Annotated in this window: 29 protein-coding genes and 1 pseudogene; 8 read left to right on the forward strand and 22 right to left on the reverse strand. The window is 74.3% G+C overall.

Annotated elements, in window-relative coordinates; genetic code table 11:
- Window positions 1-116 precede the first annotated feature (116 nt).
- From ABZ881_RS09315 to ABZ881_RS09330, 4 genes are all read right to left on the reverse strand, one after another.
- Window positions 117-1,046: an AEC family transporter gene (locus tag ABZ881_RS09315; RefSeq protein WP_358483201.1), complete on the reverse strand. Its 930-nt coding sequence runs from the start codon at window positions 1,044-1,046 to the stop codon at window positions 117-119.
- Window positions 1,047-1,119: 73 nt separating this feature from the next.
- The gene (locus ABZ881_RS09320) at window positions 1,120-1,797 is read right to left on the reverse strand and encodes a GntR family transcriptional regulator (protein WP_358483203.1); all 678 of its coding nucleotides are present in this window, start codon (window positions 1,795-1,797) and stop codon (window positions 1,120-1,122) included.
- A gap of 4 nt (window positions 1,798-1,801) precedes the next feature.
- Window positions 1,802-2,530 carry a maleate cis-trans isomerase gene (locus ABZ881_RS09325; RefSeq protein WP_358483205.1) on the reverse strand — a complete coding sequence of 243 codons (729 nt, stop codon included), beginning with the start codon at window positions 2,528-2,530 and terminating at the stop codon, window positions 1,802-1,804.
- A gap of 40 nt (window positions 2,531-2,570) precedes the next feature.
- Complete coding sequence (locus ABZ881_RS09330; protein ID WP_358483207.1) at window positions 2,571-3,068, reverse strand: DUF3830 family protein; 498 nt, start codon at window positions 3,066-3,068, stop codon at window positions 2,571-2,573.
- Between the two features lie 163 nt (window positions 3,069-3,231).
- On the opposite strand from ABZ881_RS09330, the gene ABZ881_RS09335 reads away from it, so the two are divergent.
- Both ABZ881_RS09335 and ABZ881_RS09340 read left to right on the forward strand, forming a co-directional pair.
- Window positions 3,232-4,179, forward strand: a complete 948-nt coding sequence (locus ABZ881_RS09335; RefSeq protein WP_358483209.1) for a D-2-hydroxyacid dehydrogenase — start codon at window positions 3,232-3,234, stop codon at window positions 4,177-4,179.
- A gap of 5 nt (window positions 4,180-4,184) precedes the next feature.
- Window positions 4,185-5,618: an amidase gene (locus ABZ881_RS09340; protein ID WP_358483211.1), complete on the forward strand. Its 1,434-nt coding sequence runs from the start codon at window positions 4,185-4,187 to the stop codon at window positions 5,616-5,618.
- A gap of 307 nt (window positions 5,619-5,925) precedes the next feature.
- Here the strand turns inward: ABZ881_RS09340 and tatB are convergent.
- From tatB to sigE, 4 genes and pseudogenes are all read right to left on the reverse strand, one after another.
- Window positions 5,926-6,262, reverse strand: a pseudogene (tatB, locus tag ABZ881_RS09345) (Sec-independent protein translocase protein TatB); the annotation flags it as partial.
- Window positions 6,263-6,335: 73 nt separating this feature from the next.
- A complete protein-coding gene (locus ABZ881_RS09350; protein WP_358483212.1) occupies window positions 6,336-7,895 on the reverse strand; it encodes a trypsin-like peptidase domain-containing protein in 1,560 nt (519 codons plus the stop codon).
- An 84-nt stretch (window positions 7,896-7,979) separates the two neighbouring features.
- On the reverse strand, window positions 7,980-8,642 hold the full coding sequence (locus tag ABZ881_RS09355; RefSeq protein ID WP_358483215.1) for a hypothetical protein: 663 nt from the start codon (window positions 8,640-8,642) through the stop codon (window positions 7,980-7,982).
- Entirely contained in the window at window positions 8,639-9,343 is a 705-nt protein-coding gene (gene sigE / locus ABZ881_RS09360) for an RNA polymerase sigma factor SigE (RefSeq protein ID WP_358483217.1), read from the reverse strand. The genes ABZ881_RS09355 and sigE overlap by 4 nt, the downstream gene beginning before the upstream one ends.
- A gap of 189 nt (window positions 9,344-9,532) precedes the next feature.
- Between sigE and ABZ881_RS09365 the strand changes: the two genes are divergently transcribed.
- Window positions 9,533-10,165, forward strand: coding sequence for an O-methyltransferase (locus tag ABZ881_RS09365; protein ID WP_344026394.1), 633 nt, complete (start codon window positions 9,533-9,535; stop codon window positions 10,163-10,165).
- Between the two features lie 30 nt (window positions 10,166-10,195).
- On the opposite strand, the gene glgC is transcribed toward ABZ881_RS09365, so the two are convergent.
- On the reverse strand, window positions 10,196-11,431 hold the full coding sequence (gene glgC / locus ABZ881_RS09370) for a glucose-1-phosphate adenylyltransferase (protein ID WP_344026396.1): 1,236 nt from the start codon (window positions 11,429-11,431) through the stop codon (window positions 10,196-10,198).
- A gap of 124 nt (window positions 11,432-11,555) precedes the next feature.
- Between glgC and glgA the strand changes: the two genes are divergently transcribed.
- Entirely contained in the window at window positions 11,556-12,719 is a 1,164-nt protein-coding gene (gene glgA, locus ABZ881_RS09375; protein ID WP_358483219.1) for a glycogen synthase, read from the forward strand.
- Window positions 12,720-12,764: 45 nt separating this feature from the next.
- On the opposite strand, the gene ABZ881_RS09380 is transcribed toward glgA, so the two are convergent.
- From ABZ881_RS09380 to dapE, 7 genes are all read right to left on the reverse strand, one after another.
- The gene (locus tag ABZ881_RS09380) at window positions 12,765-12,932 is read right to left on the reverse strand and encodes a DUF3117 domain-containing protein (RefSeq protein ID WP_344026400.1); all 168 of its coding nucleotides are present in this window, start codon (window positions 12,930-12,932) and stop codon (window positions 12,765-12,767) included.
- Window positions 12,933-13,128: 196 nt separating this feature from the next.
- Entirely contained in the window at window positions 13,129-13,740 is a 612-nt protein-coding gene (locus ABZ881_RS09385; RefSeq protein ID WP_358483223.1) for a DNA-3-methyladenine glycosylase I, read from the reverse strand.
- Window positions 13,737-14,285 (reverse strand): SRPBCC family protein, encoded by a 549-nt coding sequence (locus tag ABZ881_RS09390; RefSeq protein WP_358483224.1) that lies wholly within the window; start codon window positions 14,283-14,285, stop codon window positions 13,737-13,739. The genes ABZ881_RS09385 and ABZ881_RS09390 overlap by 4 nt, the downstream gene beginning before the upstream one ends.
- The gene (locus tag ABZ881_RS09395; RefSeq protein WP_358483225.1) at window positions 14,260-14,622 is read right to left on the reverse strand and encodes a DivIVA domain-containing protein; all 363 of its coding nucleotides are present in this window, start codon (window positions 14,620-14,622) and stop codon (window positions 14,260-14,262) included. The genes ABZ881_RS09390 and ABZ881_RS09395 overlap by 26 nt, the downstream gene beginning before the upstream one ends.
- An 82-nt stretch (window positions 14,623-14,704) precedes the next feature.
- Window positions 14,705-15,328 (reverse strand): TIGR00730 family Rossman fold protein, encoded by a 624-nt coding sequence (locus ABZ881_RS09400; protein WP_358483226.1) that lies wholly within the window; start codon window positions 15,326-15,328, stop codon window positions 14,705-14,707.
- Entirely contained in the window at window positions 15,328-16,098 is a 771-nt protein-coding gene (locus tag ABZ881_RS09405; protein WP_344026410.1) for a TIGR00730 family Rossman fold protein, read from the reverse strand. Before ABZ881_RS09405 ends, ABZ881_RS09400 begins: the two co-directional genes overlap by 1 nt.
- Before the next feature lie 47 nt (window positions 16,099-16,145).
- Entirely contained in the window at window positions 16,146-17,210 is a 1,065-nt protein-coding gene (gene dapE, locus ABZ881_RS09410) for a succinyl-diaminopimelate desuccinylase (protein ID WP_358483569.1), read from the reverse strand.
- A gap of 529 nt (window positions 17,211-17,739) precedes the next feature.
- Here dapE and ABZ881_RS09415 point away from each other — a divergent pair.
- Genes ABZ881_RS09415 through ABZ881_RS09425 form a run of 3 tightly spaced genes read left to right on the forward strand, consistent with a single transcriptional unit; the run spans window position 17,740 to window position 20,375 of the window.
- Window positions 17,740-18,447 carry a helix-turn-helix transcriptional regulator gene (locus ABZ881_RS09415; RefSeq protein WP_358483229.1) on the forward strand — a complete coding sequence of 236 codons (708 nt, stop codon included), beginning with the start codon at window positions 17,740-17,742 and terminating at the stop codon, window positions 18,445-18,447.
- Between the two features lie 11 nt (window positions 18,448-18,458).
- Window positions 18,459-19,397, forward strand: a complete 939-nt coding sequence (dapD, locus tag ABZ881_RS09420; protein ID WP_358483231.1) for a 2,3,4,5-tetrahydropyridine-2,6-dicarboxylate N-succinyltransferase — start codon at window positions 18,459-18,461, stop codon at window positions 19,395-19,397.
- Window positions 19,398-19,406: 9 nt separating this feature from the next.
- On the forward strand, window positions 19,407-20,375 hold the full coding sequence (locus tag ABZ881_RS09425) for a CHAD domain-containing protein (RefSeq protein ID WP_358483233.1): 969 nt from the start codon (window positions 19,407-19,409) through the stop codon (window positions 20,373-20,375).
- 14 nt (window positions 20,376-20,389) lie between these two features.
- On the opposite strand, the gene ABZ881_RS09430 is transcribed toward ABZ881_RS09425, so the two are convergent.
- The 3 genes from ABZ881_RS09430 to fdxA form a co-directional block, all read right to left on the reverse strand.
- A complete protein-coding gene (locus tag ABZ881_RS09430; protein ID WP_358483234.1) occupies window positions 20,390-21,649 on the reverse strand; it encodes an MFS transporter in 1,260 nt (419 codons plus the stop codon).
- A gap of 88 nt (window positions 21,650-21,737) precedes the next feature.
- On the reverse strand, window positions 21,738-22,841 hold the full coding sequence (gene dapC / locus ABZ881_RS09435; RefSeq protein ID WP_358483236.1) for a succinyldiaminopimelate transaminase: 1,104 nt from the start codon (window positions 22,839-22,841) through the stop codon (window positions 21,738-21,740).
- Window positions 22,838-23,164, reverse strand: coding sequence for a ferredoxin (fdxA, locus tag ABZ881_RS09440; protein WP_344026424.1), 327 nt, complete (start codon window positions 23,162-23,164; stop codon window positions 22,838-22,840). Before fdxA ends, dapC begins: the two co-directional genes overlap by 4 nt.
- A 127-nt stretch (window positions 23,165-23,291) precedes the next feature.
- Between fdxA and ABZ881_RS09445 the strand changes: the two genes are divergently transcribed.
- Window positions 23,292-24,332: a GNAT family N-acetyltransferase gene (locus tag ABZ881_RS09445; protein ID WP_358483238.1), complete on the forward strand. Its 1,041-nt coding sequence runs from the start codon at window positions 23,292-23,294 to the stop codon at window positions 24,330-24,332.
- Window positions 24,333-24,351: 19 nt separating this feature from the next.
- On the opposite strand, the gene ABZ881_RS09450 is transcribed toward ABZ881_RS09445, so the two are convergent.
- The 3 genes from ABZ881_RS09450 to mshB are packed head-to-tail and all read right to left on the reverse strand — an operon-like array spanning window position 24,352 to window position 26,404.
- Window positions 24,352-25,134 carry a hypothetical protein gene (locus tag ABZ881_RS09450; RefSeq protein WP_344026430.1) on the reverse strand — a complete coding sequence of 261 codons (783 nt, stop codon included), beginning with the start codon at window positions 25,132-25,134 and terminating at the stop codon, window positions 24,352-24,354.
- Window positions 25,131-25,520 carry a hypothetical protein gene (locus tag ABZ881_RS09455; protein ID WP_344026433.1) on the reverse strand — a complete coding sequence of 130 codons (390 nt, stop codon included), beginning with the start codon at window positions 25,518-25,520 and terminating at the stop codon, window positions 25,131-25,133. Before ABZ881_RS09455 ends, ABZ881_RS09450 begins: the two co-directional genes overlap by 4 nt.
- Window positions 25,517-26,404, reverse strand: coding sequence for an N-acetyl-1-D-myo-inositol-2-amino-2-deoxy-alpha-D-glucopyranoside deacetylase (gene mshB, locus ABZ881_RS09460; protein WP_358483240.1), 888 nt, complete (start codon window positions 26,402-26,404; stop codon window positions 25,517-25,519). The genes ABZ881_RS09455 and mshB overlap by 4 nt, the downstream gene beginning before the upstream one ends.
- Between the last annotated feature and the right edge of the window lie 38 nt (window positions 26,405-26,442).

Raw genomic sequence — 26,442 nt, forward strand, 5'->3', positions numbered from 1 at the left:
GTGAGCAGAGCAGAGCGACACCCGGAGACACCTCTCCCCTGCCGGCGGCGCGCAGGCCCGCGGCGCACCGGGCGGCCGGGCCGCCGGGCCGGCGGCCGCGCGGGCCGGCGGAGCGCTCAGCTCAGCAGTGCGGCCACGACCAGTAGCACCGGCACCGCGACGACGGTCGTGGCCAGCGCGGTGTCCCGGGCCAGGGTGATGCCGCGCTCGTAGCGCACCGCGTAGCCGAAGACGTTCTGCGCGGTCGGCAGCGCGGCCAGCACGACGACCGCCAGCAGGGCCGGGCCGGTCAGTCCGAGCACTCCGGCGGCGAACGCCCAGGCGATCGCCGGATGCACCACGTTCTTGATCAGCACGGCGGTCCACACCGAGAGTGCGGTGTCGCCCACGCCGGGGCGGCGGGCGCCGTGCAGGGACAGCCCGAAGGCCAGCAGCATCGCCGGGACCGCGAGCGCGGCCAGCAGCTCCACCGGCGCCATCACCGGCTCCGGCAGCTGCACCCCGGTCCCGGAGACCGTCAGGCCGGCGGCGGTGGCGATCGCGATCGGGTTCCGCAGCGGCGCGAGTGCGACACGGAGCGGGCCCGGCCGTTCTCCCCGGCCGTCGCCGGGCAGGACGTCGAGCAGCGTCGTGAACAGCGGCGTCAGCACCGCGAGCTGGAACAGCAGCACCGGCGCGACGGCCGCGGGATCGCCGAGCACGTAGGTCGCGATCGGGATGCCGAGGTTGCCCGCGTTGACATAGCCCGACGCCATCGACCCGACGACGGTCTCGCCGGCCGGGCGGCGGCGCAGCAGCGCCGCCGGCACGAAGATCAGGCAGGCCAGCGAACTGGTCACCGCCGTCACCAGGAGGCCCGACGAGAAGACCGCGGCGACGTCGGCCCGGGCCAGCGTGGTGAACAGCAGCGCGGGCGTCCCGACGAAGAACGCGGCGCGGGCCAGCACCCGGGCACCCTGGTCGCCGAGCAGGTGGTAGCGCCCGAGGACGTATCCGACACCGACGACCACGCCGATGACCAGGAACCCCTCGAACACACCCGTCACACGCCGTCACCTTACGTAGGACAACGCTCCTGCGGCGTGCCGAGCGCGCGGGCTCACACGCAGAACACGCCGGTCAGGCGGCGCCGGGCATCGCGGCCAGGATCCGTGCGACGGCGTCGTCCATGTGTGCGGCCAGCCGGTCGAGCAGCAGCTCGGTCCGGCCGTCGCGCAGCGCGTCCCGCAGCAGCTCGTGCTCGGCGACGAGATCGGGGGCCGGCGGCGCCGTCTGCTGGAACGCGGCCAGGCACATCCGGGTCTCCACCAGGAGCCCGTCGGTCATCCGGCGCAGCCGGGGACTGCCGGACGCGGCGACCAGCGCGGCATGGAAGTCGTGGTCGGCGTCGGCCAGCCCCACCGCGTCCCCGGCCGCCGCGGCCGCCCGCATGGCGCCCAGCGGGGTCTCCAGCGCGACGACGGCGGCGGCCCGGTCCGCGGCCAGCACCTGCAGCGCTGCCGCCCGTTCGACGGCGGTCCGGGCCAGGTAGACGTCCCGCACGTCGTCCGGGCCGAGCTCGCGCACGAACAGCCCGCGATGCCGCTCGCTGCGCAGCAGTCCCTCCGCGACCAGGCGTTGCATCGCCTCCCGCAGCGGGCCGCGGCTCACCCCGAGCCGCCCGGCGAGGTCCACCTCGCCGAGCTGGGCCCCGGGCACGAAGGTGCCGCGCATGATCGCCGTGCGGATCCGGTCCGCGACGATCTCCGCGGTGGACCGCCTGCTGACCGGCTCCAGTTCCGGGACCTCGATGCTCACCGTGTCATCCCTTCCGGAACAGCGTCCCCAGGCCGGGGCGGACGATGTCGGCACCGGCCAGGCGCAGGCCCTGCCAGATGCTGACCTGGTTCGCCGTCAGCACCGGCTTGCCCACCCGGGCGTCGAGCGCGTCGAGCAGTTCGACGGTGTGCAGCGCGGTGTCGGGCAGCAGCACCGCGTCGGCCTCCGGGGCGTCCGCCGAGACCGCCGAGACGAAGTCCAGCACGGTCTGTGCGGGCAGCGTCCCGACCTCGGCGGCGGTGATGATGTCGCGCGCCGAGACGGTCAGCACCGTGATGCCATGATGGGCGAGGAAGGCGACGAACGCGTCCGCCACGTCGGGCGGGTAGGTCGCGCCGAGCGCGACGGTCGAGATCCCGAGCCGTCGGCAGGCGTCCACGAACGCGAACGACGTGCTCGACGCCGGCACCCCGGCGACACCCTCCAGCGCCGCAACCTGACGCGCGGCACCCTCCGGGCCGAAGATGAAGCTGCCCGACGTGCAGGCCCAGACGATCGCGTCCAACGGCCCCGCCTCGGCCGCGACCCGCCGGGCGCCGTCGGCCAGCACCTCGTCACCGCCGATGTCGAGCAGCGCTTCCGGCCGGTGCGCGTCGACCTTCATCTCGGTGTGTACCAGCGGGAGCAGGCTGCCGTCGTCCAGCCGCTTCTCGGCGCGCGGGTAGTCGTCCTCGGCCGAGTGACCGGGATACAGGATTCCGACCGTGCTCATGTTGTCGACAATCCTACAGAGGCCCCCGGGCCCGCAAGGGTCACTCGATCCGCGAGTAGACGAGCCGCTCGCCGACGCTGCCCGAGCGCCACACGTCGTGGCAGGCCGTCTTCATCGCGTCCAGGCCGTCCACGATGGTGGCGAAGACGTTGCCCGGGACCCAGCCGACGTCGCCGTTGAGCAGCAGGTTGTTGCGTCCGTAGAAGATCGCGAGATCGATGCCGCCCGCCTCGGCGTCGATGCCCTGGTCGTCCTTGAACGACGCGTCGAGCATGCCGCCGTGGAAGTCGAAGTAGCACACGTCACCCGGGATCGGGGTGACCGTCGGGTTCTCCTGCCCGATCCGCGGCCCGAACCGCGGGACGATCGTGTAGACCTCGTTGCGCGCGTACTTGGCGTGCTGCGCGTCGCCACCCACCGGGCCGTCGGCGAGCGACTCCCATACGGCGGCCGCCGTCCGCGGCGCGTCCTTCTCCAGCAGCTCCGCGGTGCAGGCGACGCCGCGCTTCGCGAGCTCGATCCTGATCAGCTTGGTCACGGTTCCCCCAGGAACGATCGTGGGTGCGGGGAGACCTCCGCCGAATCGGCGGATTGTTGACAATCGTAGGTGCGCTTCATAGCGTGTCAACGCCGCCCGACCTCACCACCGACAGGATCTTGCTTTGCCGGTTTCCGCTGGTCAGGACCCCATTACCGTTGCCGTGCTGCACGCCGGCGAGGCCCCGCCCGGGCTGGAGGCCCGCGCGGGTGACGCACGTCTCCGGTTCGCCGCCGACGCCGACGAGCTGGCCGGCGCCCTCCCCGGCAGCGACGTGCTGCTGACCTGGGACTTCACCTCCGACGCCGTCAAGGAGGTGTGGCACGACGACCTGGCACGGTCCCTGCGCTGGGTGCACACCGCCAGCGCCGGCGTCGACCGGGTCGCCTTCCCGGAGCTGCTCGCCGCCCCGCTCACGCTCACCAACTCACGCGGCGTCTTCGACCGGCCGATCGCCGAGTTCGTGCTCGGCGCCGTGCTGGCGTTCGCGAAGGACACCGCCCGGTCGCTCGCCCTGCAGCGGGACCGGACCTGGCGGCACCGGGAGACCGAGACGATCGTGGGCCGGGTCGCCACCGTCGTCGGCAGCGGGCCGATCGGGCAGGCGATCGCGCAGCTGCTGGGCGCCGCCGGGCTCGACGTGCGGCTGGTCGGCCGGCGGGCCGCGGACGGCGTGCACGCGTTCGACGAGCTCCCCGGCCTGCTCCCGGACTCCGATTTCCTGGTGCTGGCGGCACCGCTCACCGGCGCGACGCGCGGCATGCTGCACAGCGGGACGATCGCGCTGCTCCCGGAGCGCGCCCGCCTGATCAACATAGGCCGGGGGCCGCTCGTCGTGCAGGACGACCTCACCGCCGCGCTCGCCTCGGGCCGGATCGCCGGGGCCGCGCTGGACGTGTTCGAGGTCGAGCCGCTGCCCGCCGACTCGCCGCTGTGGACGATGGAGAACGTGCTGATCTCCCCGCACATGTCCGGCGACGTCGTCGGCTGGAAGGACATGCTCGTCGAGCTGTTCGCGGACAACCTGGAGCGCTACCGGACGGGCCGGGAGCTGCGCAACGTGGTGGACAAGGAACGTGGGTACGTGAGCTCCTCCGGGGGAAGGGCGTGACGCCAGTGAGCAGGGACAGGGACACCACCGGGGACACGACCGGCACGGCGGACCTCAGCGCGACCGAGCTGCTGGCCGGTTACCGCAGCGGGGAGATCTCCCCGGTACAGGCGACCCGGGACGCGCTGGAGCGGATCGAGGAGCACGACAGCGCGGTGAACGCGTTCTGCCTCGTCGACGCCGACTCGGCGCTGGCGGCGGCGAAGGACTCCGAGGCGCGCTGGCAGGCCGGCGAGCCGATCGGCCCGCTCGACGGCGTCCCCACCTCGATCAAGGACATGCTGCTCACCATCGGCTGGCCGACCCGGCGTGGCTCGACCACCACCCCGTCCGAGGGGCCGTTCGAGGTGGACGGCCCGCCGGTGGCCAGGGTCCGGGAGGCCGGGGCGGTGCTGCTCGGCAAGAACACCACCCCCGAGCTCGCCTGGAAGGGCGTGACCGACTCGCCGCTGACCGGCGTCACCACCAACCCGTGGGACCCGTCGCGCACCGCGGGCGGCTCGTCCGGCGGGAGCGCCTCCGCGGTCGGGCTGGGCATGGGCCCGCTGTCGCTGGGCACCGACGCCGGCGGCTCGGTCCGCATCCCGGCCGCGTTCACCGGGACCGTCGCGCACAAGCCCACCTACGGCCGGATCGCGCACTACCCCGGCTCGGCGTTCGGCACGCTCGCCAACGTCGGCCCGATGACCCGCACCGTCGCCGACGCGGCCCTGCTGTTCGACGTCGTCGCCCGTCCCGACACCCGCGACCCGTGGGTGCTCGACGTGCCCCGCGAGTCCGCCGTCGACCGGCTCGCCGGCGGCGCGCAGGGACTGCGGATCGCCTTCTCCCCGACCCTCGGGTTCGTCGACGTCGATCCCGAGGTCGCCGCACTGGTCGCCGCCGCGGTCGAGGTCTTCAGCTCGCTGGGGGCGACCGTGCAGAGCGCCGATCCCGGGTTCGCCGATCCGGTCGAGCCGTTCCACACCCTGTGGTTCGCGGCGGCGGCGAAGTCCCTCGAACCGATCGACGCCCGGGCCCGCGAGCGGATGGACCCGGCGCTGGTCGAGATCGCCGACCAGGGCACGTCGGTGACGGCGCTCGACTACCTGGGTGCGATGGCCGTCCGCAACGAGCTCGGCACCCTGATGAGCGCCTTCCACGACGAGTACGACCTGCTGCTCACCCCGACGCTGCCGATCACCGCGTTCGAGGGCGGCCGGGAGGTCCCGGAGGGCTGGCCGTACCCGCGCTGGACGTCCTGGACGCCGTTCACCTACCCGTTCAACATGACCCAGCAGCCGGCGACCAGCGTGCCGTGCGGGTTCACCTCGGCCGGGCTGCCGGTCGGGCTGCAGGTGGTCGGGCCGCGGCACGCCGACGCGACGGTGCTCGCCGCCGCACACGCGTACCAGCAGGCGACCGACCACCACCTCCGGCGCCCGCCGCTGCTGGGCTGATCCGGCACCCGGTGCGCGGGCCCGCGGGTCCGCGCACCGGGTCACGTGCCGGGTCGGCCGAGCTGGTCGGCAGAGCGGCGTGCCTACGTGGCGTCGGGATCGACCGGGGGACGCTCGTCCGCCGCGAGCGGCTGCTGCGGGACCGGTCCGGCCGGTGCGGTGGCCGTCGTACCGGCCTGCGGGGTGCCGGCCGCGGTCGTGCCGCCGGACGCAGAACTCTGGGATGCCGTGCCACCGGACGTGCTGCCACCGGACGTGCTGCCGGGTGCGGTGCTCCCGGACGTCGCGGCGGCCGCCGCACCACCCGCGGCGGCGGCGCCGAGCCCGCCGGCCGTGCCGCGGGCGCCGGGGCTGTGCCCGTTGCGCTTCACCGGCTCATCATCGGAGAACAGGCTGCGGGTGATCGCGGTCCGCGGGTTGAACGACCGCAGGCTGCGCAGGTCGTTCAGCGGCTGCTGGATCTTGTCGAACTCCGGGCCGAGCTCACGCTTCAGATGGTCCTGGGCACCGGTGGCGTACTCCTTGACCTGGCGCACGGCACTGCCCAGCCAGCGGGCAGCCTCGGGGAGCCGCTCCGGGCCGAGGATGAACAACCCCGCGACCACCAGGATGAGGATCTCCCACATGCCGATGTTCTCGAACACCCCACCAGGGTACGGACACCGGCTGTGTGCCGGGTGTACAGGCCGGTGATCAGCGCCGGGACGTCGCCCGGGATCAGCGCTCGCCGAGCGTCGCCGTCACCGTGAGCGGCCTGCCCTGACGCACCAGCTCGATCGGCACCGGCTCCCCCGGCGCGTGCTCCCGCACCGCGACGACGAGTTCGTCGGCCCCGGCGATCGAGCGTCCACCCACCCGCACGACGACGTCCCCCTCGAGCAGTCCGGCCGCCGCCGCCGGTCCCCCGGCGGTGACGTTCTGGACCTGGGCGCCGTCGGTGGCGCCGTCGGTGACCGAGCGCGCGTTCACCCCCAGATCGGCGTGCGCGACCCGGCCGGTGCGGATCAGCTCCTCGGCGATCGTCCGGGCGTCGTCGATCGGCACCGCGAAACCCAGCCCGATCGACCCGCCCTGTCCGCCGGCCTCGGTCCCGGCGCTGCGGATCGCGGTGTTGATCCCGACGACGGCGCCGGTCGCGTCGACCAGCGGGCCGCCCGAGTTGCCCGGGTTAATCGCGGCGTCGGTCTGCACGGCGTCGATCACCGCGTCCCCGGCGCTGCCCTCCGGATCGAGCCGCAGCGGCCGGTCCACCGCCGACACGATGCCGGTGGTGACCGTGCCCGCCAGCCCGAACGGCGAGCCGATCGCGATCACCGCGTCACCGACCGCGAGCTCCGACGAGCGGCCGATGGCGGCCACCGTCGGGTTCGCGACCGGGACCCGGAGCACCGCCAGGTCGGTCAGCGGGTCGGTGCCGACGACGGCCGCCGGGACCCGGGAACCGTCGGAGAAGACCGCCTCGATCGAGCCCTCGCCGGGCCCGGTGGCCGGGGCGACGACGTGGTCGTTGGTGAGCACGTAGCCGTCCGGGTCGATGACCACCCCGGAACCGTTGCCCGCCTGGTTGCCGACCGTCACCTCCAGCGAGACGACCGACGGCAGCACCCGGGCCGCGACGTCCGGCACCGAGCCGGGCGGGCGCTCCTTCGCCTCCTCGGCGGTCGCGAGCACCGCGCCCGGGCTGGTCAGCGCGCTCGCCCCGGACGCCGTCCAGTGCCCGGCGAGCCCCCCGATCGCACCGATGCCGAGCGCCAGCACCCCGAGCAGCGCCAGCGCCCGCGGCTGGACGCGGTCGCCGAACAGCACCTCGCGCACACTCAGCCGGGGCCCGTCCGGGCGGTCCGGGGCCGGTTCCGGATCGGCGTCGCCGTGCGGGGGCGCGGCGACCACCGGCGCACCGGGGTTGCGCCACGGGTCGTCGGCGGAGCCACCGGGCCAGAACGCGTCCTTGCTCTGCTCACCATCGCCGCCGGACGTGCCGGGAGCCGCACCCGACGGCGGCCGCTGCAGACCGGTCCCACCACCGTCCGGCCTGCCGAACGCACGAGCGACGGCCCCGGTCGGCGGCGGCGCGACCGGGACCGACCCGTTCGAGACGGCGTGCGCAGGCGGCGCGAACGACGACCCGACACCGTCCGGCCTGCCGAACGCCGCGCGGTCCGCCGGATCGGGGTCCGGCCGCTCCAGCGGCCTCGGCTCCAGCCGCGGCGGGGCCGAACCGTCGCCGACCGGCGTCCCGGGGCCTCCGGACGGACCGGGGTCCGGGGTCTCGCTCATCGGCGGTCCATCACGGTCGGCACCGGGTCAGCCTGCCGGGCGGCCGGTGAAGTTCCTGTTTCGGGAACCTGCCCGGGCCCGGCCTCAGCCGGACGGGGGCAGGCCCGCGTTCCGCATCGGTGCCCCGGGATCCGGAGCACGCGTGACATCGGTCGCCTCCGGCGCGCCGGAGCCGCCCGGAGCGGGCGTCGCCGACGCCGAACGCTGCCGCGGCGCCTGCGTGGGGGTGGTCGCGAACCGGGCCACCGCGGCCGTCGCCGGGCCCTGGCCACCCTGGCCGGGGGCCGGCGAGGAGGTCGTCGCCGCGGGCATCCCGAAGGCCAGCGCGCCGAGCGCGATCCCCGAGACGGCGGCGCCGGTACCCAGCTTCACCCGCCGGGAACGGCTGGACCGGCGCTGCGGCTCGGCCAGCGGTGCCGGACGCAGCACCGCCACGAGCTCGCCCTCGGGGGTGAGCGACAGCCCGGCCGGTGGCGGGGGCAGCTCGGTGTCCTGCGGGATCGACCGCAACGCACTCATCAACGACGGCGGCAGGGTCGGCGCGTCCGCACCGCGCAGCGCGGACCGGGCCCGCCGCTGCTCCGCGACCTCGGCCGCACAGTCGGCGCACCGCTGCAGATGCCGGGTGGCCCGCTCGTGCGGACCGGAGGCAAGCTCGTCGTCCACGTAGGCGACGACGGCCTCCAGCGTCAGGTGGGCCTCCCCCCAGTTCGGGGGGACGACCTGGAAACGCCGCCGATCGGTCACGGCACCAACTCTGCCACCGGGCCGCGGTCGGGTGCCACCGCCTCCTTCATGTCGGTTCCGGTGCGCCGCTCCGCAGGCTCCGCGTCGGTGCCGATGCGCCGCTCCGCAGGCTCCGCGTCGGCTGCCCGGTGGCGCTCCAGCGACGCCCGCAGCGCCGTCCGCCCACGGTGGATCCGGCTGCGGACGGTGCCGAGCTTCACCCCGAGCGTCGCGCCGATCTCCTCGTAGGACAGTCCCTCGACGTCGCACAGGACGACCGCGACCCGGAAGTCCGGCGGCAGCTCGTCGAGCGCGGCCTGCAGGTGCGGGTCCAGGTGGTTGATCGCGAACACCGTCTCCGGCTCCGGGCCGCCACCGGGGAGCCGGTCGGTGTCGTCGGGCAGCCCCTCCATCCGCAGCCGGGCGCGGCGGCGGACCATGTCGAGGAACAGGTTCGTGGTGATGCGGTGCAGCCACCCCTCGAACGTCCCCGGCTTGTAGGACGCCAGCGACCGGAACACCCGGATGAACGTCTCCTGGGTGAGGTCCTCGGCATCGTGCTGGTTGCCGGACAGCCGGTAGGCGAGACGGTAGACACGGTCGGCGTGCTCCCGGACGACCTCGTCCCAGCTGGGCGGGGTCCAGTCGGCACCCTCGCCGGGGCGGGTGCCGTCGGCGGCGTCCCGGACCGGGGCGTCGTCGTGATCACGAGGAGCGGGCATCGGGGCGGGGCACCTCCGGTGTGGCGAGCTCACACGATCCCGTCCGTGTCCGTGCGACGGATGCGTGCGACCAGCGCGGTGTCGTTCGTTGCTATACAGAGTGCCCTCGCCCGATGAGGAAGATGTGAAACCCGTCTGAGAGAAGTCTGTGAAATCTCGCCCGCGGGGTCGCACCGATAATCTTGCGCCATGAGCACACCCGCGGGCGCGACCGCGTACGCCGAGGGCTACCTCGCCGAGGACGACGCGCTCGGTGCCGCGCGCTCCCTCGGCGCCACCGCCGGGGCGCACCCGATCAGCCCGGCCGGCGGTGCGGCGCTGTCCGTGCTGGCCGCGACGATCTCCGCGCGGGCGGTCGTCGAGGTCGGGACCGGGGCCGGGGTCAGCGGGCTGTACCTGTTGCGCGGCATGGCCGGCGACGGCGTGCTGACCACCATCGACGTCGATCCGGAGCTGCAACGATCGGCCCGCCGCACGTTCCTGGACGCCGGGTACGGGCCGGGCCGGCTGCGGCTGATCAACGGGATGGCGCTGGACGTGCTCCCCCGGCTCACCGACGGCGGGTACGACCTGGTCGTCGCCGACGCCGTCCCCGGTGAGTACCCGGGCTACCTCGCGGAGGCGATCCGGCTGCTGCGGCCCGGTGGCGTGCTCGTCCTGGAGGGGGTGCTCGACGGCGGCCGGGTCGCCGGCGACGGCAGCGGCGACGGGCCCGGCACGGCGGCGCTGCGCGAGACCGCCGGGCTGGTCCGCGACGACGAGCGGCTGCTCTCGGCGCTCCTGCCGGTCGCCGACGGCATGCTGTGCGCGGTCCGGCGCTGACCCCGGTCCGCCCTGCGGAAGGCCCCGCGCCTAGTGGGCGGTGACGCCCTTGCCGAGCACGACCACGCCGCCGTTGGAGACCGTGTAGCGGCTGCGGTCCAGGTTCATGTCGACGCCGATCAGTGCACCGTCCGGGACGACGACGTTCTTGTCCAGGATCGCCCGGCGCACCACCGCGCCGCGGCCGATCCGGGCCCCCGGGAGCACCACCGAGTCCGATACCTCGGCGCCGCCCTGGACGCTCACGTTCGGGCTGATCACCGACCGCCGGACGATCGCCCCCGAGATGATCGTCCCGGCGCCGACCACCGAGTCCTGGGCGATCCCGCCCTCGACGAACTTCGCGGGTGGCAGCGCCGGCGTCGCGCTGCGGATCGGCCAGCGCGCGTTGTACAGGTTGAAGATCGGGTGCACCGAGACGAGATCGGTGTGCGCGTCGTAGTACGCGTCGATCGTCCCGACGTCGCGCCAGTAGCCGGCGTCCCGGTCGGTCGCGCCCGGGACGATGTTGTCGGCGAAGTCGTAGACGTTCGCCTCGCCGCGCTCCACCAGCGCCGGGATGATGTCGCCACCCATGTCGTGGTCGGAGTCCGCGTTCGAGGCGTCGGCCCGCAGCGCGTCGAGCAGGGCCTGGGTGGTGAAGACGTAGTTGCCCATCGAGGCGAACGTCACGTCCGGATCGTCCGGCACGTGCGGCGGGTCGGACGGCTTCTCCAGGAACTCGGTGATCCGCCCGGTCTCGTCGGAGGCGATGCAGCCGAACGCCTTCGCCTCGGCCCGCGGCACCCGGATCCCGGCGACCGTGACCCCCGCACCGGACTCGGCGTGCTCGGCGATCATCTGCGCCGGGTCCATCCGGTAGACGTGGTCCGCGCCGAACACCGCGATGTACTCGGGCTCGTCGTCGTAGACGAGATTGAGGCTCTGGAAGATCGCGTCGGCGCTGCCGGTGTACCAGCGGCGGCCGAGCCGCTGCTGGGCCGGGACGGTGGTGATGTACTGGTCGAGGACGCTGGACAGCCGCCAGGTCGTCGAGATGTGCCGGTCCAGCGAGTGCGACTTGTACTGGGTCAGCACGCACAGCCGGTCCATGCCGGCGTTGACCAGGTTCGACAGCACGAAGTCGATCAGCCGGTAGTTCCCGCCGAACGGGACGGCCGGCTTCGCACGGTCCGCGGTGAGCGGCCACAGACGCTTGCCCTCGCCACCCGCCAGCACGATTCCCAAGACCCTGCCGGGCAGCCGTCCGGACGACGTCGGTCGCATGGGGTGAACCCTAGTGCCCGCACGGTGAAGGAGCCATACGTCCGGCGCGCCCTCCGGCCGCGGGCCGGGGAGCACTCGATCACTGCTCGCGACGCCCGGCCCGGATCCCGTACGGTCAGCCGCCGTGCGCGTCGGCCTCCTCACCCGTGAGTACCCCCCTGCCGTCTACGGCGGTGCCGGGGTCCATGTCGGACACCTCGTACCCGCCCTGCGGGAGCTCGTCGATGTCGACGTGCACTGCTTCGCCGAGCCGGGGAGCGACGCCCCGCCGGACGCCCGCACCCACTCCGCGCCGCCGCTGCCGGACGGGGCGAACGCGGCGCTGTCCACGCTCGGGGTGGACCTGTCGATGGCGGCCGAGCTGGAACGCTGCGACATCCTGCACTCGCACACCTGGTACGCGAACATGGCCGGGCACCTCGGCGGGCTGCTGCACGGCCGCCCGCACGTGGTCACGGCGCACTCGCTGGAGCCGCTGCGGCCGTGGAAGGCCGAGCAGCTGGGCGGCGGGTACCGGCTGTCGTCCTGGGTCGAGCGGACCGCCTACGAGGCCGCGGACGCCGTCATCGCCGTCTCGCACGGCATGCGCCGCGACGTGCTGGCCGCCTACCCGGCGATCGACCCCGAGCTGGTGCACGTGGTGCACAACGGGATCGACACCGAGTTCTACCGGCCCGACCCCGCCCGCGACGCGCTCGTCGAGAACGGGATCGACCCGGACCGGCCGAGCGTGGTGTTCGTCGGGCGGATCACCCGGCAGAAGGGGCTCGCCCACCTGATCGCCGCCGCGCACCGGTTCGACCCGTCGGCCCAGGTCGTGCTGTGCGCCGGCGCACCGGACACACCGGAGATCGCCGCCGAGACCGAACGGGCGGTGGCCGAGCTGTCGGCGTCCCGGTCCGGGGTGGTGTGGATCCAGCGGATGCTGCGCACCACCGAGGTCCGCCAGCTGCTGTCCGCCGCGACGGTGTTCGTGTGCCCGTCGGTGTACGAGCCGCTCGGCATCGTCAACCTGGAGGCGATGGCCTGCGGGACGGCCGTTGTCGCCTCGGACGTCGGGGGCATCCCGGAGGTCGTCGCGGACGGCGAGACGGGACTGCTGGCGCACTACCACGCGGGCGACACCGCGGCCTTCGAGACCGCGGTCGCGGACCGGGTGAACGAGCTCGTCGCGGACCCGGAACGGGCGGCCCGGATGGGAGAGCGTGGGCGGGAGCGCGCGGTCGGCGACTTCGCCTGGGCCGAGATGGCCCGGCGGACGCTGGACGTCTACGAGAGCGTGGTGTGACGGGCGGGTGGCGGCACCGCGCACGGTGCCGCCACCCGGAGTGGGTCAGCCGACGGTCGCCTTCAGCGCCTCGCTGAGGTCGGCGGCCTCGTCGGGGGTCATCTCGACCACCAGGCGGCCACCACCCTCGAGCGGGACGCGCATCACGATGCCCCGGCCCTCCTTGGTCACTTCCAGGGGCCCGTCGCCGGTGCGGGGCTTCATCGCGGCCATTCGTCCGTCCTCCGTCAAGGTCCACACACACTGTCGTCCCGCGTGGACGCGTTCGGGGCACGCGCCGCGGCGGGAACACCATTGTCCCTCATCACCGGTGCCGGGGTGCAACCGAGGCGATCACGGCGCGGCGGCGGCCGTCCGGAGCCGATCCGGCATCGACGCAGCGCAACGGCCCGGCGACGTTCCGGTCAGCTCATCCGGGCCGCCCGGAGGGCTCCGCGCCGCCGCCGGCCCGCCAGCAGTACGCCACGTGATCGTCGACCAGTCCGGTCGCCTGCATGAGTGCGTAGCAGGTGGTCGGCCCGACGAACCGGAACCCGCGCTTCTTCAGCGCCCGCGACAGCGCGGTGGATTCGGGCGTGCTCGCCGGGACGTCGGCGAGGGTCGCCGGCCGGGGCCGGACCGCCGGATCGGGTGCGAACGACGCCAGGAAGCCGCCGAGATCGTCACCGGCGTCGATCAGGTCGAGCACCGCGCGGGCGTTCGACACCGTCGCCTCGATCTTCTGTCGGTTGCGGACGATCCGGGCGTCGGTGAGCAGCCGGGCCACGTCGTCGTCGCCGAAGCGTGCCACCCGCTCCGGGGCGAACCCGGCGAACACCTCGCGGAACGCCGGACGCTTGCGCAGGATGACGATCCAGGACAGCCCGGACTGGAAGCCCTCCAGCGTCATCCGCTCGAACCACGCGGCGGTGCCGTGCACCGGCCTGCCCCACTCGTCGTCGTGGTAGGCGACGTAGTCGGGCGCGGAGAGCGCCCAGTCGCAGCGGCCGCGACCGTCCAGCCCGGTCGTCGGCCCGGTCACCGGCCCGCCCGGTAGCGGTCCTCGGTGCGTTCGGCCATCGTGCGCAGCGACCGGGCGACGCCGGCCCGCAGCGCCGGGCGCGCCACCGGCCAGCCGAGCCGGCCGAGCGCCCCCAGCGGCAGGTCGAGCAGCTCGGTCCACAGGAACCGGCTGCGCCGCGGGCCGAGCTCCTCGACGGCGAAGATCCCGTCGCCGCGGATCAGCCTGCCGGTGTGGGTGACGACGATCCGCCGGACACCCGGTTCGCGCGCCGGTGGCTCGGTCCATCCGGTGACGCGCATCGTGTCGGCGACGCCCAGCGGGCCGAACCCGGTGACGGCGCGCAGCTCGGTGCCCACCGAGCGGCCGTCGCCGGCGACGACCTCGACGGTGGTGGCGAGCATCCAGTCGGACTGGCCCTCGAGATCGGAGACGACCTCCCAGAGCAGGTCTGCGGGGACGTTCACGTCGACGGTGACGGTCAGCTCCGCCGCTCTGCTCTGCTCACCGGTGCCGCTCTGCTCACCGGTACTGCTCTGCTCACTGTTCCGGCCGGTTCCCGTCATCCGGACCCTCCTCGGCGCGCATCCGCGCGATCGTCGCCTCCAGCCGGACGACCCGCTCGGCCAGCTCGTGCCGCTCGACCTGGATCCGGTCCAGCTCCCCCGCCAGCCGGTCCAGCGCCCAGTCGACCTCGGCCATCCGGTAACCGCGCAGGACCTGCTGGAATCGCAGGTCACGCACGTCGGTGCCGGACACCTCGCGGGCGGGCAATCTCGTCGGTGTCGCGTCCGGGGCGAGCGGGGCGAGCTCCTCGCCACGGCCGAACACCGCGGCGGCCAGCACGAACACCAGCCCCGCCACGACCGCGAGGACGAGCACGTACACCAGTGCGGTCCCCATGGCGCCATCTCATCACGTGCCGGCGATACCGACATCCCGCCCCGCTGGGCCGTTCGCCGCCGGGCGCCGGGCGGCCGAACGGCTAGCTGACGGGACGGGCGCAGGCCGCGAGCGCCTCTTCGACCGGATCGGCCACGGACACCGCGACGGCCGCCGATCCCGGGGCCGCGCCGGATCCGCCGCCACCACGCACGACCCGCAACCGCTCCATCGGCGCCGACGAGGTGAAGCCGCCCGCGGCGAGACCGGCGACCCAGGTGAGCAGTCCGTCCCAGTGCCCACCCGGGTCGAGCAGTACGACGGGCTTGCCGTGCAGTTCAAGGACCGCCGAGGACCACACCTCGAACAGCTCCTCACAGGTACCGATGCCGCCGGGCAGCGCGAGGAATGCGTCGGATCGTTCCTCCATCAGCTGCTTGCGTTCTCGCATGCTGCCGGTGATGACGAGCTCGTCGCTGTCGTGGTCGGCCCACTCCCGCTCGACCATCGACCGCGGGATGATCCCGACGGTGCGACCGCCTGCGGCGCGCGCACCGGCCGCGACCGCGCCCATCATCGACTTCCGGCCGCCCCCGGAGACCAGCGTCCAGCCCCGCGCCGCGATGCCGCGGCCGACGGCCTCGGCGAGATCGAGGTGGTGTGCGGCGACGCCGTCCGAGCTGGCGCAGTAGACGCAGACCGCGAAGCCCCGTTCGCCGCCGTCCATCAGTGCGTCTCCTCCCAGGCGTGGTACGCCTCGTTCACCACGTCGACGGCGTCGTCGATGTCGTCGGTGACGTGCAGCAGGTCGAGATCCCGCGGCGAGATCTTGCCGTCACGCTGGACGGTCGTCGCGATCCAGTCGTAGAGGCCGCCCCAGTACTCGGTGCCGAGCAGGACGACCGGGAACTTCGTGACCTTCTTCGTCTGGACCAGCACGAGGGCCTCGAACAGCTCGTCCAGGGTGCCGAACCCGCCGGGCAGGCAGACGAACGCCTGCGAGTACTTCACGAACATCGTCTTGCGCGCGAAGAAGTAGCGGAAGTTGATCCCGAGATCGACCCAGGGGTTGAGGCCTTGCTCGAAAGGCAGCTCGATCCCCAGGCCGACCGACAGCCCGCCGGCCTCGGAGGCCCCGCGGTTGGCGGCCTCCATCGCACCCGGTCCGCCCCCGGTGATCACCGCGAACCCGGCTCCTGCGAGCCGGGCGCCGAGCTCGCGTCCCAGCTCGTACTCGGCCGAGCCGGGCGGCGTCCGCGCCGAACCGAACACGGTCGCGGCGCGCGGCAGCTCGGCGAGCATGCCGAAGCCCTCGACGAACTCGGCCTGGATCCGCAGCACCCGCCACGGGTCGGTGTGCACCCAGTCCGCCGGGCCCCGCGAGTCGAGCAGCCGCTGGTCGGTGGTCGTGGGCTCGATGCTGCGGCTGCGGCGGAGCACCACGGGGCCGCGCTGCTTCTCCGGCAGCCTCTGGGGGTCGGCGTTCTGGTCGGCCATGCGGAGCACGGTATTCCGGGGTCCGGACGGCCGATCGGCCGGATGGCTCAGGGCGCGAGATACCGTCGCAGCACGCCCGTGCAGGCCGTGATCGCGGCCTCGGCGACGTGCTCGTCGCGGGTGTGCGCGAGGTTCGGGTCGCCCGGGCCGTAGTTGACGGCCGGGATCCCCAGCGCGGCGAAGCGCGACACGTCGGTCCAGCCGTACTTCGCACGCGGCACGGCGCCACTGACCTCGACGAATTCGGCTGCGGCCGGCGCCGACAGTCCCGGCAGCGCACCCGGCGAGAGATCGGTGACGGTCAGCGGGAAGCCGTCGAACACCTCACGGACGTGCTCGACGGCCTGGTCCGCGGACCGGTCGGGCGCGAACCGGAAGTTCACGGTGACGGTGCATTCGTCGGGGACGACGTTGCCCGCGACCCCGCCGGAGATCCGGACGGCCTGCAGGCCCTCGCGGTACCGGCAGCCGTCGATGTCGACGTCGCGGGCCTGGTACGACGCCAGCCGGGAGAGGATCTCCCCGGCCCGGTGGATCGCGTTGTCACCGAGCCAGGAGCGCGCCGAATGTGCGCGCCGGCCGCCGGTGCGGAGTTCGACCCGCAGCGTGCCCTGGCATCCGGCCTCCAGCGCGCCGTCGGTCGGCTCGCCGAGGATCGCGAGATCGGCGTCGAGCCACTCGCGGTGCTCCCGCTCGATCCGGCCGAGCCCGTTGCGCTCGGCCTCGATCTCCTCGCAGTCGTAGAAGACGTAGGTGACGTCGTGCCGCGGCTCGGGCAACGTCGCCGCGAGATGGGCGAAGACGGCGTCGCCTGCCTTCATGTCCGAGGTGCCGCAGCCGTGCACGATCCCGCCGGACCGCCGGGACGGCACGTTGTCCGTGATCGGCACCGTGTCGAGGTGGCCCGCGAGCAGCACCCGGTGCGGCCGCCCGAGCCGGGTGCGAGCCAGGACCGCGTTCCCGGACCGCAGCACGTCCAGGTGCGGGGCCTGGTCCCGCAGGGCCCGCTCGAGCAGGTCGGCGAGCTGCCGTTCCTCGCCGGACACGCTCGCGACGTCGACCATCGCCGCGGTCAGCGCGACCGGATCGGCAGTCAGGTCCAGGGCGGGGATCGTGCTCGTCACCGCGACGACGGTACCGACCCCGCGGCGGTCCCCCGCCGCCGACCGCGCTCCGGACCCGAAGGCGTCCGTGGAGCGGGCCGGACCGGCGGCCGGGGCCCGGGGTGGTGGGGACCCCGTGTGTCGCTTTGCTCTGCTCACCTCGGGTTTCCGCCGGCTCCACACCGGCCCGGAGCCCTGCCGGGGCTCCCGCCCGTGCCCGTCGCGTTGCCGCGTACCGCGGGCCACCGCCGTAGGCCGCAGCCCCATCGCCACCTGCCCCGGACACGGGCCGGCGCCCGCCTCCCGGCTCGGCCGGACGGCTCGGTGGTGGCCGGGCGCCGCTGCTCCGCTCGCGCACCGACCCCGGCCGGTGAGCAGAGCAAAGCGGGACACACCCCCACCCACCTCCCGTCCGGTGTCGCCCAGCAGGGCGCGCCCGTACCGGCGGTCGGACAGGTAGTTGTCCACAGGGGGTCGAACGATCCACAGGCACGGAGGTCGCCGGTCCGGCCGGCTGGATCCCGCTCACGATCGAGGCATGAACAGGCCGGCGGACGACGATCGTCCACCCGAGGATCCGCGACCCCCCACCCCGGTCGGGGCGGTGCCCGACGTCTCCGGGATCGTGCGCGCGGTGCGACGCCGGGCCGATCTCTCCCAGCGGGAGCTGGCGGAGCGCACGGGCCTGTCACCGGCCACGATCGGCCGGATCGAGAGCCGGTCGCTGGTCCCCGCCCTCACCACGCTCGCGGCCATTCTCGCCGTCGGTGGCATCCGGCTGGTCGCGGTCGACGAGGAGAACCGGCGGGTCACGCCGATGGAGGATCCGCCCGGCGACGAGCTCCGCGACGGCGCAGGCCGGCGTTTCCCGTCCCATCTCGACGTCATCCTCGATCCGGAGCCCGGCGAGTGGTGGGCCGACCGCTACGGCTTCGCCCGGCCACCGGAGACGTTCCGGCGGGATCGGACGATGCGTGACGTGATGCGCCGCCGCAGCGTCTGGGAGGTCCGGGTGAAGGACTACCAGTGGGCGGATCCGCCGCCCACGATCGAGCGGTGGATCCAGCTGCAGGCTCGGTGCGAACAGTGCGGGCGGATCCCACCGCCGGTTCCGCCGCCGTTCACCGCCGAGCGGGTCCACCGCTACCTCGACGCGGCCGCCCGCATCGCGAGCGCTCAGGTGGCGGGCACGAGGGTGGCCGGGCGCACCCACGGCGGCGCGCCGCGACCGTCACCGGACCGGTAGGTTCGTGGTCCGTGAGTACCGAGTACCGCCGCGAAGGCGCTTCCGGCACCGGCCTGGCCACCGTCACGACCAATGGCACCGTCCTGGACGTGTGGTACCCGGCCCCGGCGCTCGCCGGGACCGAGGTGACCGATCCCGCTGACGATCTGGCCGCGCTCGTCACCTCCGACGAGCTGCGCGGGGTGCGCTCCGAGGTCGTCCGCACCGAGATCGCGTCGCTGGCCGACGCTCCAGCCGACGCCGCCGACGTGTACCTGCGCCTGCACCTGCTCAGCCACCGTCTCGTCCAGCCGCACCAGGTGAACCTGGAGGGCCAGTTCGGCCTCCTGGCCAACGTCGTCTGGACCAACCACGGACCGTGCCCGGTCGCCGGTTTCGAGCTGACCCGCGCGAAGCTGCGGGCACGCGGCCCGGTGACCGTCAGCCACGTCGACAAGTTCCCGCGGATGGTCGACTACGTGGTGCCCTCCGGTGTCCGCATCGGCGACGCCGACCGCGTCCGGCTGGGAGCGCACCTGGCCGAGGGTACGACCGTAATGCACGAGGGGTTCGTCAACTTCAACGCCGGCACCCTGGGCACCTCGATGGTGGAGGGGCGGATCTCGGCCGGCGTCGTCGTCGGCGACGGGTCCGACCTCGGCGGGTCCGCCTCGGTCATGGGCACCCTGTCCGGCGGCGGCAAGGAGGTCATCTCGATCGGGCGGCGCTGCCTGCTCGGCGCCAACGCGGGCCTCGGAATCTCGCTCGGCGACGACTGCGTGGTCGAGGCCGGCCTCTACGTCACCGCCGGAACGAAGGTGACGCTGCCCGACGGGACGACGGCCGCCGCGCACACCCTGTCCGGGCAGGACGGGGTGCTGTTCCGCCGCAACTCCGTGACCGGTGCGGTCGAGGCGCTGCCGCGCACCGGCGACGGCATCGCCCTCAACGCCGCGCTGCACGCCAACTAGGCCGTGAGCATGGACGGGGCCCCGCAGCCTCCCTCGAACCTGTACGGCGCCGCGGATCTCGGCGAGCCGTTGGCGGCCGGCCCCGGGGGGCCGGCGGTGAACCACGTGCGGGCGCTGCTGGACAAGCGACTGCGCGCGATGCTGCACCACGAACCGGGCGTCCGGGACGGCTCCGATCCCGAGGAGCTGCACCAGATGCGGGTCGCCGTCCGGCGGATGCGCGCCGCGCTGAAGTCCGCGCGGCCGCTCCTCGACGGCGTCTGGGCCGACGAGCTGCGTGCCGAGCTGGGCAGGCTCGGCCGGGCGCTGGGCCCCGTCCGTGATCTCGACGTGATGATCGAACGGCTGCGCGGTGCGGTGGCGACGCTGCCGCCCGCCGAGCAGGCCGCCGGGCAGCGCCTGGTGTCGGTGCTGGAGGCCGACCGGATCGGGGCGCGGTCGGAGATGCTCGACGAGCTCGACGCCGACCGGCACGCCGCTCTGCGCCGCCGTCTCGTCGAGGCGGTGTCGGCGCCGCTGCCGGAGCCGCCCGACGACGGGTCGCGACCGGCGCTGATCGACCTGGTCCGGACCGAGACCCGCAAGCTGACCAGGGCGGTGCGCCGGGCCGGGCCGAACCCGCCGGACATGATCCTGCACGACCTGCGGATCCGGACGAAGCGGCTGCGCTACACCGGCGAGCTCGTCGAACCGGCGATGCGCACGTCGAAGGGCAAGCGCACCTCGGACGCCAAGCGGGTCCGGAAGATACTCAAGGCCGCGGAGGGCCTGCAGGAGGTCCTCGGCGACCATCAGGACGCCTGCGTCGCCGAGCACCGCATCCGTGTGCTGCTCGACGAGCTGGGCAGCTCACCCGATGCCCACGAGGTCTTCGTCGGTGGCCGGCTCGTGGAACGTGAGCGGGCGCGCGCCGAGCAGCTCCGCGGCTGCTGGTGGGAGGCGTGGGAGTCGCTCTCCGCGCGGGCCGACCGGCTCTGAGCTGCACCGTTCCGCTACGCCGGGCGATCGCCGATCCGGGCGACGGCGATCCCCTGGACCAGCCCGGCCGCGACGAGCAGGCCGATGGCCGGTCCGAAGCCGCCCACGTCGATGAGCAGGCCCATCACCAGGGGGCCGAGGCCGGCCGCGAGGTAGCCGATCCCCATCGCGAACCCGCTGATCCCCGCGCTCCGGGCCGGGGTCGGGGTGCGCCAGGCGATCACGGTCAGCCCCAGCGGGAGACCGGACCCGACGCCGAAGCCGATCAGCACCGTCCACAGCCACGGCAGGGCCGTCTCCGGCGCCGGCGCCAGCAGGGCCCCGGCGGTCCCGGCGACGGTGCTCAGCACGGACAGCGAGGCCCAGAACCGCCAGCGCCGCCGTCGTTCCGCGGCGGCGGGCACCAGCAGCGCGACCGGAATCTGCGCGACGCTCCAGACCGCCAGGAGCAGCCCCGCCACCTGCGGGCTCCAGCCCTGCGACTCGTAGTACGGCGACAGCCAGGTCAGCCAGCCGTAGAACGCGGTCGACGAACCGGCGAGGTAGCAGGCGGTCCAGCGGGCGAACGGGTCCCGCCAGGTGCGCACCTCCGGCGTACCGGCACAAACCGGCCCGGACCCGGCGGTCGCCGAACCGGCGGCCACAGAACCGGCGGTCACCGAACCGGCGGTCACGGGCCGGGACCGGCCGATCCGGGCGGCGACCGGCAGCCACACGGTGAGGGCCAGCAGCGCCGGGACGGTCCACAGGGCCAGCGAGAGCGACCAGCCGCCGAGCAGCACCGCCAACGGGACCGCGACCGCGGACGCTACCGTCGCCCCCACCATCATCGCGACGACGTAGGCACCGGTCACCGCACCGGCCCGGTCGGCGAGGTGCTCCTTCACCACCCCGGTCAACTGGGCACCGGCGATGCCGATCCCCAGCCCGACCAGCACGCTGCCGCCGACGAGGGCGGGCAGCGCGGCGACCGACCGCAGCGCGCTGCCGAGCGCGATCGTCGCCACGGCGATCCCGAGCAGCCGCTCCCGCCCGATGCGGGCGGTCAGCGCCGCCGCACCGAACGATCCGGCCGACATCATCAGCACCGAACCGGCCTGGACCAGGCCGGCCGCACCGGAGCCGACGCCGAGATCGGCCCGGATCGTCTCCAGCAGCGGCGGATAGCCGGCCAGCGCGGCACGCAGGTTCACCGCCACCACCAGCACCCCGAGCAGGACCAGCGCGGGCCGGACCGTTCGCAGCGCGGGCGACGGGCTCGCCGGGGACGACATCAGGCTCCTTCGCCTCGCTGGACCAGGACCCGGCGCACCGGCCCGCAGCGGCGCCCCAGCGGGGACGTGCGGACACCGGTGGACGGGCTCAGGTGCCGCCGAGCCGCTCCACGGCGGCGTCGATCCGCTCGTCCGGCGCGGTCAGCGCGACCCGGACGTGACGCGCTCCGGCCGGTCCGTAGAACTCGCCCGGCGCGACCAGGATCCCGAGCCCGGCGAGCCGGTCGACGGTCGTCCTGCACTGCTCACCATCGGTGGCCCACAGGTACAGCCCGGCCTGGGAGTGCACGATCTGCAGACCGGCCTTCTCCAGACCGGCCCGCAGGCGTGCCCGGCGGGCGTCGTAGCGGGCGGCCTGCTCGGCGACGTGGGCGTCGTCGGACACGGCGGCCTGCAGCGCCGCCTGCACCGGCCGCGGAACGATCATGCCGGCGTGCTTGCGCACCTCCAACAGGCCCGAGACGAGCGCCGGGTCACCGGTCACGAACCCGGCCCGGTAGCCGGCGAGGTTCGACACCTTCGACAGCGAGTGCACCGCCAGCAGGCCGGTGTGGTCACCGTCCGAGACGTCGGGATGCAGCACCGACCGTGGCGCGGGATCGGCGTCGCCGGGCAGCCCGAGGTAGCACTCGTCGGACGCGACGACGGCGCCGCGCTCGCGTGCCCAGGCGACCACCTTGCGCAGGTGCTCGACGGGCAGGATGCGTCCGGTCGGGTTGGACGGCGAGTTCAGCCACACCAGCCCCACCCGCGCCGGACCGGCCGCGGTCAGCCCGTCCGACCGGATGTGTTCGGCCCCCGCCAGCCGGGCCCCGACCTCGTAGGTCGGGTACGCGAGCTCCGGGATCACGACGGTGTCGCCGGACCCGAGCCCGAGCAACGTCGGCAGCCAGGCCACCAGCTCCTTGGAACCGATGGTCGGCAGGACGGCGGCCGGATCGACGCCGGTCACCCCGAAGCGCCGCTGCAGCGAGGCCGCGATCGCCTCGCGCAGCGGAGCCGGGCCGTGCGTCGTCGGGTAGCCCGGCTCCGCGGCGGCCGGGCCGGCCAGCGCGTCGCGCAGCAGCCCGGGGACTCCGTCGACCGGGGTGCCGACGGACAGGTCGACGATGCCGCCGGGGTGCCCGCCGGCCCGCTCACGCGCCGGGACCAGCGAGTCCCACGGGAAGTCGGGAAGGTCCAGCCTGGTCACTCGTCGTGTTCCTGCGGGGGCAGGCTCTTCGCGGGCTCCACGTCGTGGTCGACCTTGCCGACCTTGGAGGCACCGCCGGGCGAGCCCAGCTCGTCGAAGAAGTCGACGTTCGCCTTGGTGTAGGCGGCCCACTGCTCGGGCACGTCGTCCTCGTAGTAGATGGCCTCCACGGGGCAGACCGGCTCGCACGCACCGCAGTCGACGCACTCGTCAGGGTGGATGTAGAGCATCCGGCCGCCCTCGTAGATGCAGTCCACCGGGCATTCCTCGATACACGCCTTGTCGAGCAGGTCGACGCAGGGCTCGGCGATCACGTAGGTCACTTCGGTGGTCCTCCACTCGGGGCGCGGGCCCCCGGAGATCGTGTGGTGGCGGGGGGCCCGGTCAAACTGGGACTCCCGCAGGTTAACCCGCGACCCCGGCAGGGGCAGGAGTGAGGTGGTCGGCGCCATGCCGGAGAAGTTCCTCGGACGCCGGGTGGCGCTGCGCCACCGGATCGCCGGCGACGGGGCGGAGGGCCCCCGCTTCACCGACGCGGTCGGCGAGCTCGCCCCTGACGGGCCGGACGCGGTGATCGTGCACACCCGCGGCGGACCGGTCCGGGTGGAGCGGGACGCCGTCGTCGCGATCCGGTCCGTGCCGCCCGCCCCGCCGCGCCGGGCGTCCCGCGCGGCCGTGGCCCGCCTGGAACGGCTCCGCGCCGACGCCTGGCCTGCGCCGGTGCGGGAACAGCTCGGCGGCTGGCTGCTGCGCGCCGCGGGCGGGTACACGAAACGGGCGAACTCCGCGCTCGCGCCGGCGGACCCGGGTGTGCCGGTGGAGCAGGCCCTGGACCGGGTCCGGGAGTTCGCGACCCGGCACGGCATCGCCCCCGTCGTGCAGGCCCCGGCCGGTTCGCCCTGGTCGAACCGGGTGCTCGACGCCGGATGGCGGGTACTGCCCGAATGGGGCGGGGAGTGCCGGGTGCTGGTCGCACCCGCCGGGGCCGCCGACGGCGCACCGGACTGGCCGGCGATCCCGTCGGCGGCGTGGTGGGCCGCGTCCGGTGAGGAGCCGCCGTCCCACGGCTCACCGGCCTGGGCGGTGCTGACCGGCGCGGCCGGGCCGGTGCACGGAGGAGGTGAGCAGAGCAAGGAGGGCGGGCCGGCCGGGCAGACCGGCCCGCCGCCGCATGGTGAGCAGAGCAGAGCGACACCGCAGGTGGGGTTCGGCATGGCCGAGACCGACGACGGGGTACCGGCGGCGGCGATCCGCGCCGCCGTCGTCGAGGATCATGTGTACGTCGCGCGGCTGCAGGTCGCCGAGCCCTTCCGCCGGCGCGGCCTCGGCACCCGGCTCACCCGCGACGCGCTCGCCTGGGGCGCGGCGCGGGGCGCGCGGTTCGCGCTGCTCGACGTCGCGGTCGACAATCCGGCAGGCCGCGCGCTGTACGCCGGCGAAGGGTGGACCGAGCACCATCGGTACCACTACCTGGTGCCCGGATCGGGCTGATCCGGCGGCGGCTCGCCGCTCAGCCGGTCGCGGCGAGGCCGTGCCGGTCCAGCCAGCTGCGGCCCTGCTTGGCCGCCCGCTTCAGTCCGGACCACTCGCCGAGGTACTTCCCGACCGCCCCGACGACCGGCAGCAGCCCCAGCCACTGGTGGTAGAAGCGCCCGTGCGGGCGCTTGTCGAGCTCGTCCTCGACCGACCAGAGGGCGCGGCCGAGCCGCCAGACCGCCCCGCCGACCTTCTTCAGGGTGGCCCGGGTGCCGGAGCCGGCCAGCTCGCCGGTGAGCTCGCGGGCCCGGGCGTCGGCCGCCGCGTCCTCCTCGGCGGTGAGCGCCAGGTCCGCGACCGTCAGCTCCCGCTGGAACAGCACGGAGGCGAGCAGCTCCACCAGCCGGTCCTCGTCGCGGACGCCGTGCTCGCCGGCGATGGCGACCAGCAGCAGGCCCTCGCCGGCGGCGCCGACGGCGTCGGACACCGGCAGCGTCCGCGCCAGCGCACCGCCGAGCCCGGGGATCGCCGCGATCAGCGTGGTGAACCGGCCGACCCGGTAGATCCACCAGTGCGCGCGACCGTCGACGTCCATCCGGGCCCAGGCCGCCGTGCCCGGGACCTGCACCGACGCGAGCGTGTCCAGGATCTTCTCGGACAGCCGCCGCTCCTCCGGCGCCGCACCGGTGGCGCCGGGCGTCGCCCGGGAGCGCAGCCCGAACGGGTCCGACTCCCGCAGCCCGTCGAGCACCGGCCGGGTGGCCCGGACGAACGGGCGCAGCACGGTCACCAGGTGATGGTCGGTCATCCCGCTCATCGCAGGGTCCTTCCGGAGTCGGCTGCCGCGATGTTCTCCACGGCCCTGCGGAACGCGATCAGCCCGGCCGCCGCCCCGGCCACCAGCAGCAGCAGGGACTGCCAGGTCGCCGGGAGCAGGATGTCGCCGCCGGGACCGAACATGCCCAGCACCAGGACGGAGGCGAACCACACCAGAACCGGGGCCGCGGCCCCGGCCGTCGTCGGGGAGATCTCAGTCACCGTGGCGTGCACCAGCCACGGCAGCGACACCAGCACGATCACGGTGCCGATCGGCACCGGGACCGGTCCGATGTAGAGCATCTGGAACATCAGCTGGAACGCGACCAGCAGCACCGAGATGACGAACAGCAGCGCCGCGAGCGGTGCCCGGGCCAGGACGGTCAAGGGGCCACCCCCTCGAACAGGTCGGTCTCCGCGCATCCGGATTCGGCCCCGGCCAGCACGAACTCCTCCACCCCGAGCAGCGGCTGCACGATCCCGTTGCTCATCGCGAACGCCGTCCAGCCGGGCCCGGTGCGGACGTCGATCTGGGTGGCGTGCGCGCGCATCGCGGCGATCCGCTCGGCGTCGTACTTGCCGACGTCGATCCGGGTGGTCACGGCACCGGCGTCGTGGCCGGGGTGCTCGTCGGGTTCCGGCCAGCGCAGCCCGGTCCCGCCGGTGTCACCGCAGGCCGTCAGCAGCCGGTCCAGGCCGTCCTCCAGCAGCGCCGCCGACCGGACGGCGAAGTACAGCTTGGCGACGACGTCCGGGCGGGCGGCCGCGGCGGCCACCGTCAGCTCGTGCGCGCGGACGTGATCGGGATGGCCGTAGGTCCCGTCGGCGGCGTAGGACACCAGGACCTGCGGCCGCACCTCGTCGACGATCTCCAGCAGCTGGGCGAGCTGGGCGCCGAACGGATCGGCGGCGGCGAACGCCCGCGGGTGCAGGTCCGGTGGCAGCGCGGCCCGGGTGCCGTGCCCGGCCAGCACCATGCCGGTGTCCCGCCAGCGCCCGGCCCCGCCCAGGAAGCGGTGCTCCGGCCCGCCGAGCGCGGCCAGCGCCGTCTCCAGCTCGCGGATCCGGTAACCGCCCAGCTGGTCGCCCCGGTCGGGGGCGAGCTCGGCCAGCTCCGGCCCGATCACCTCGCCCTCCTCGCCGAGCGTGCAGGTCACCACGGTGACCCCGGTACCGGGGTCGGCGGCGTAGCGGGCGATGGTGCCGCCGGTGGTCAGGGTCTCGTCGTCCGGGTGGGCGTGGACGAGCAGCAGGCGGCGGTCGGGAGACACCCATGGAGCTTACGAGGCACTCATCGCGCAGACCTGCA

Source organism: Pseudonocardia sp. NPDC046786, from assembly GCF_040645415.1.
GTDB lineage: Bacteria > Actinomycetota > Actinomycetes > Mycobacteriales > Pseudonocardiaceae > Pseudonocardia > Pseudonocardia kongjuensis.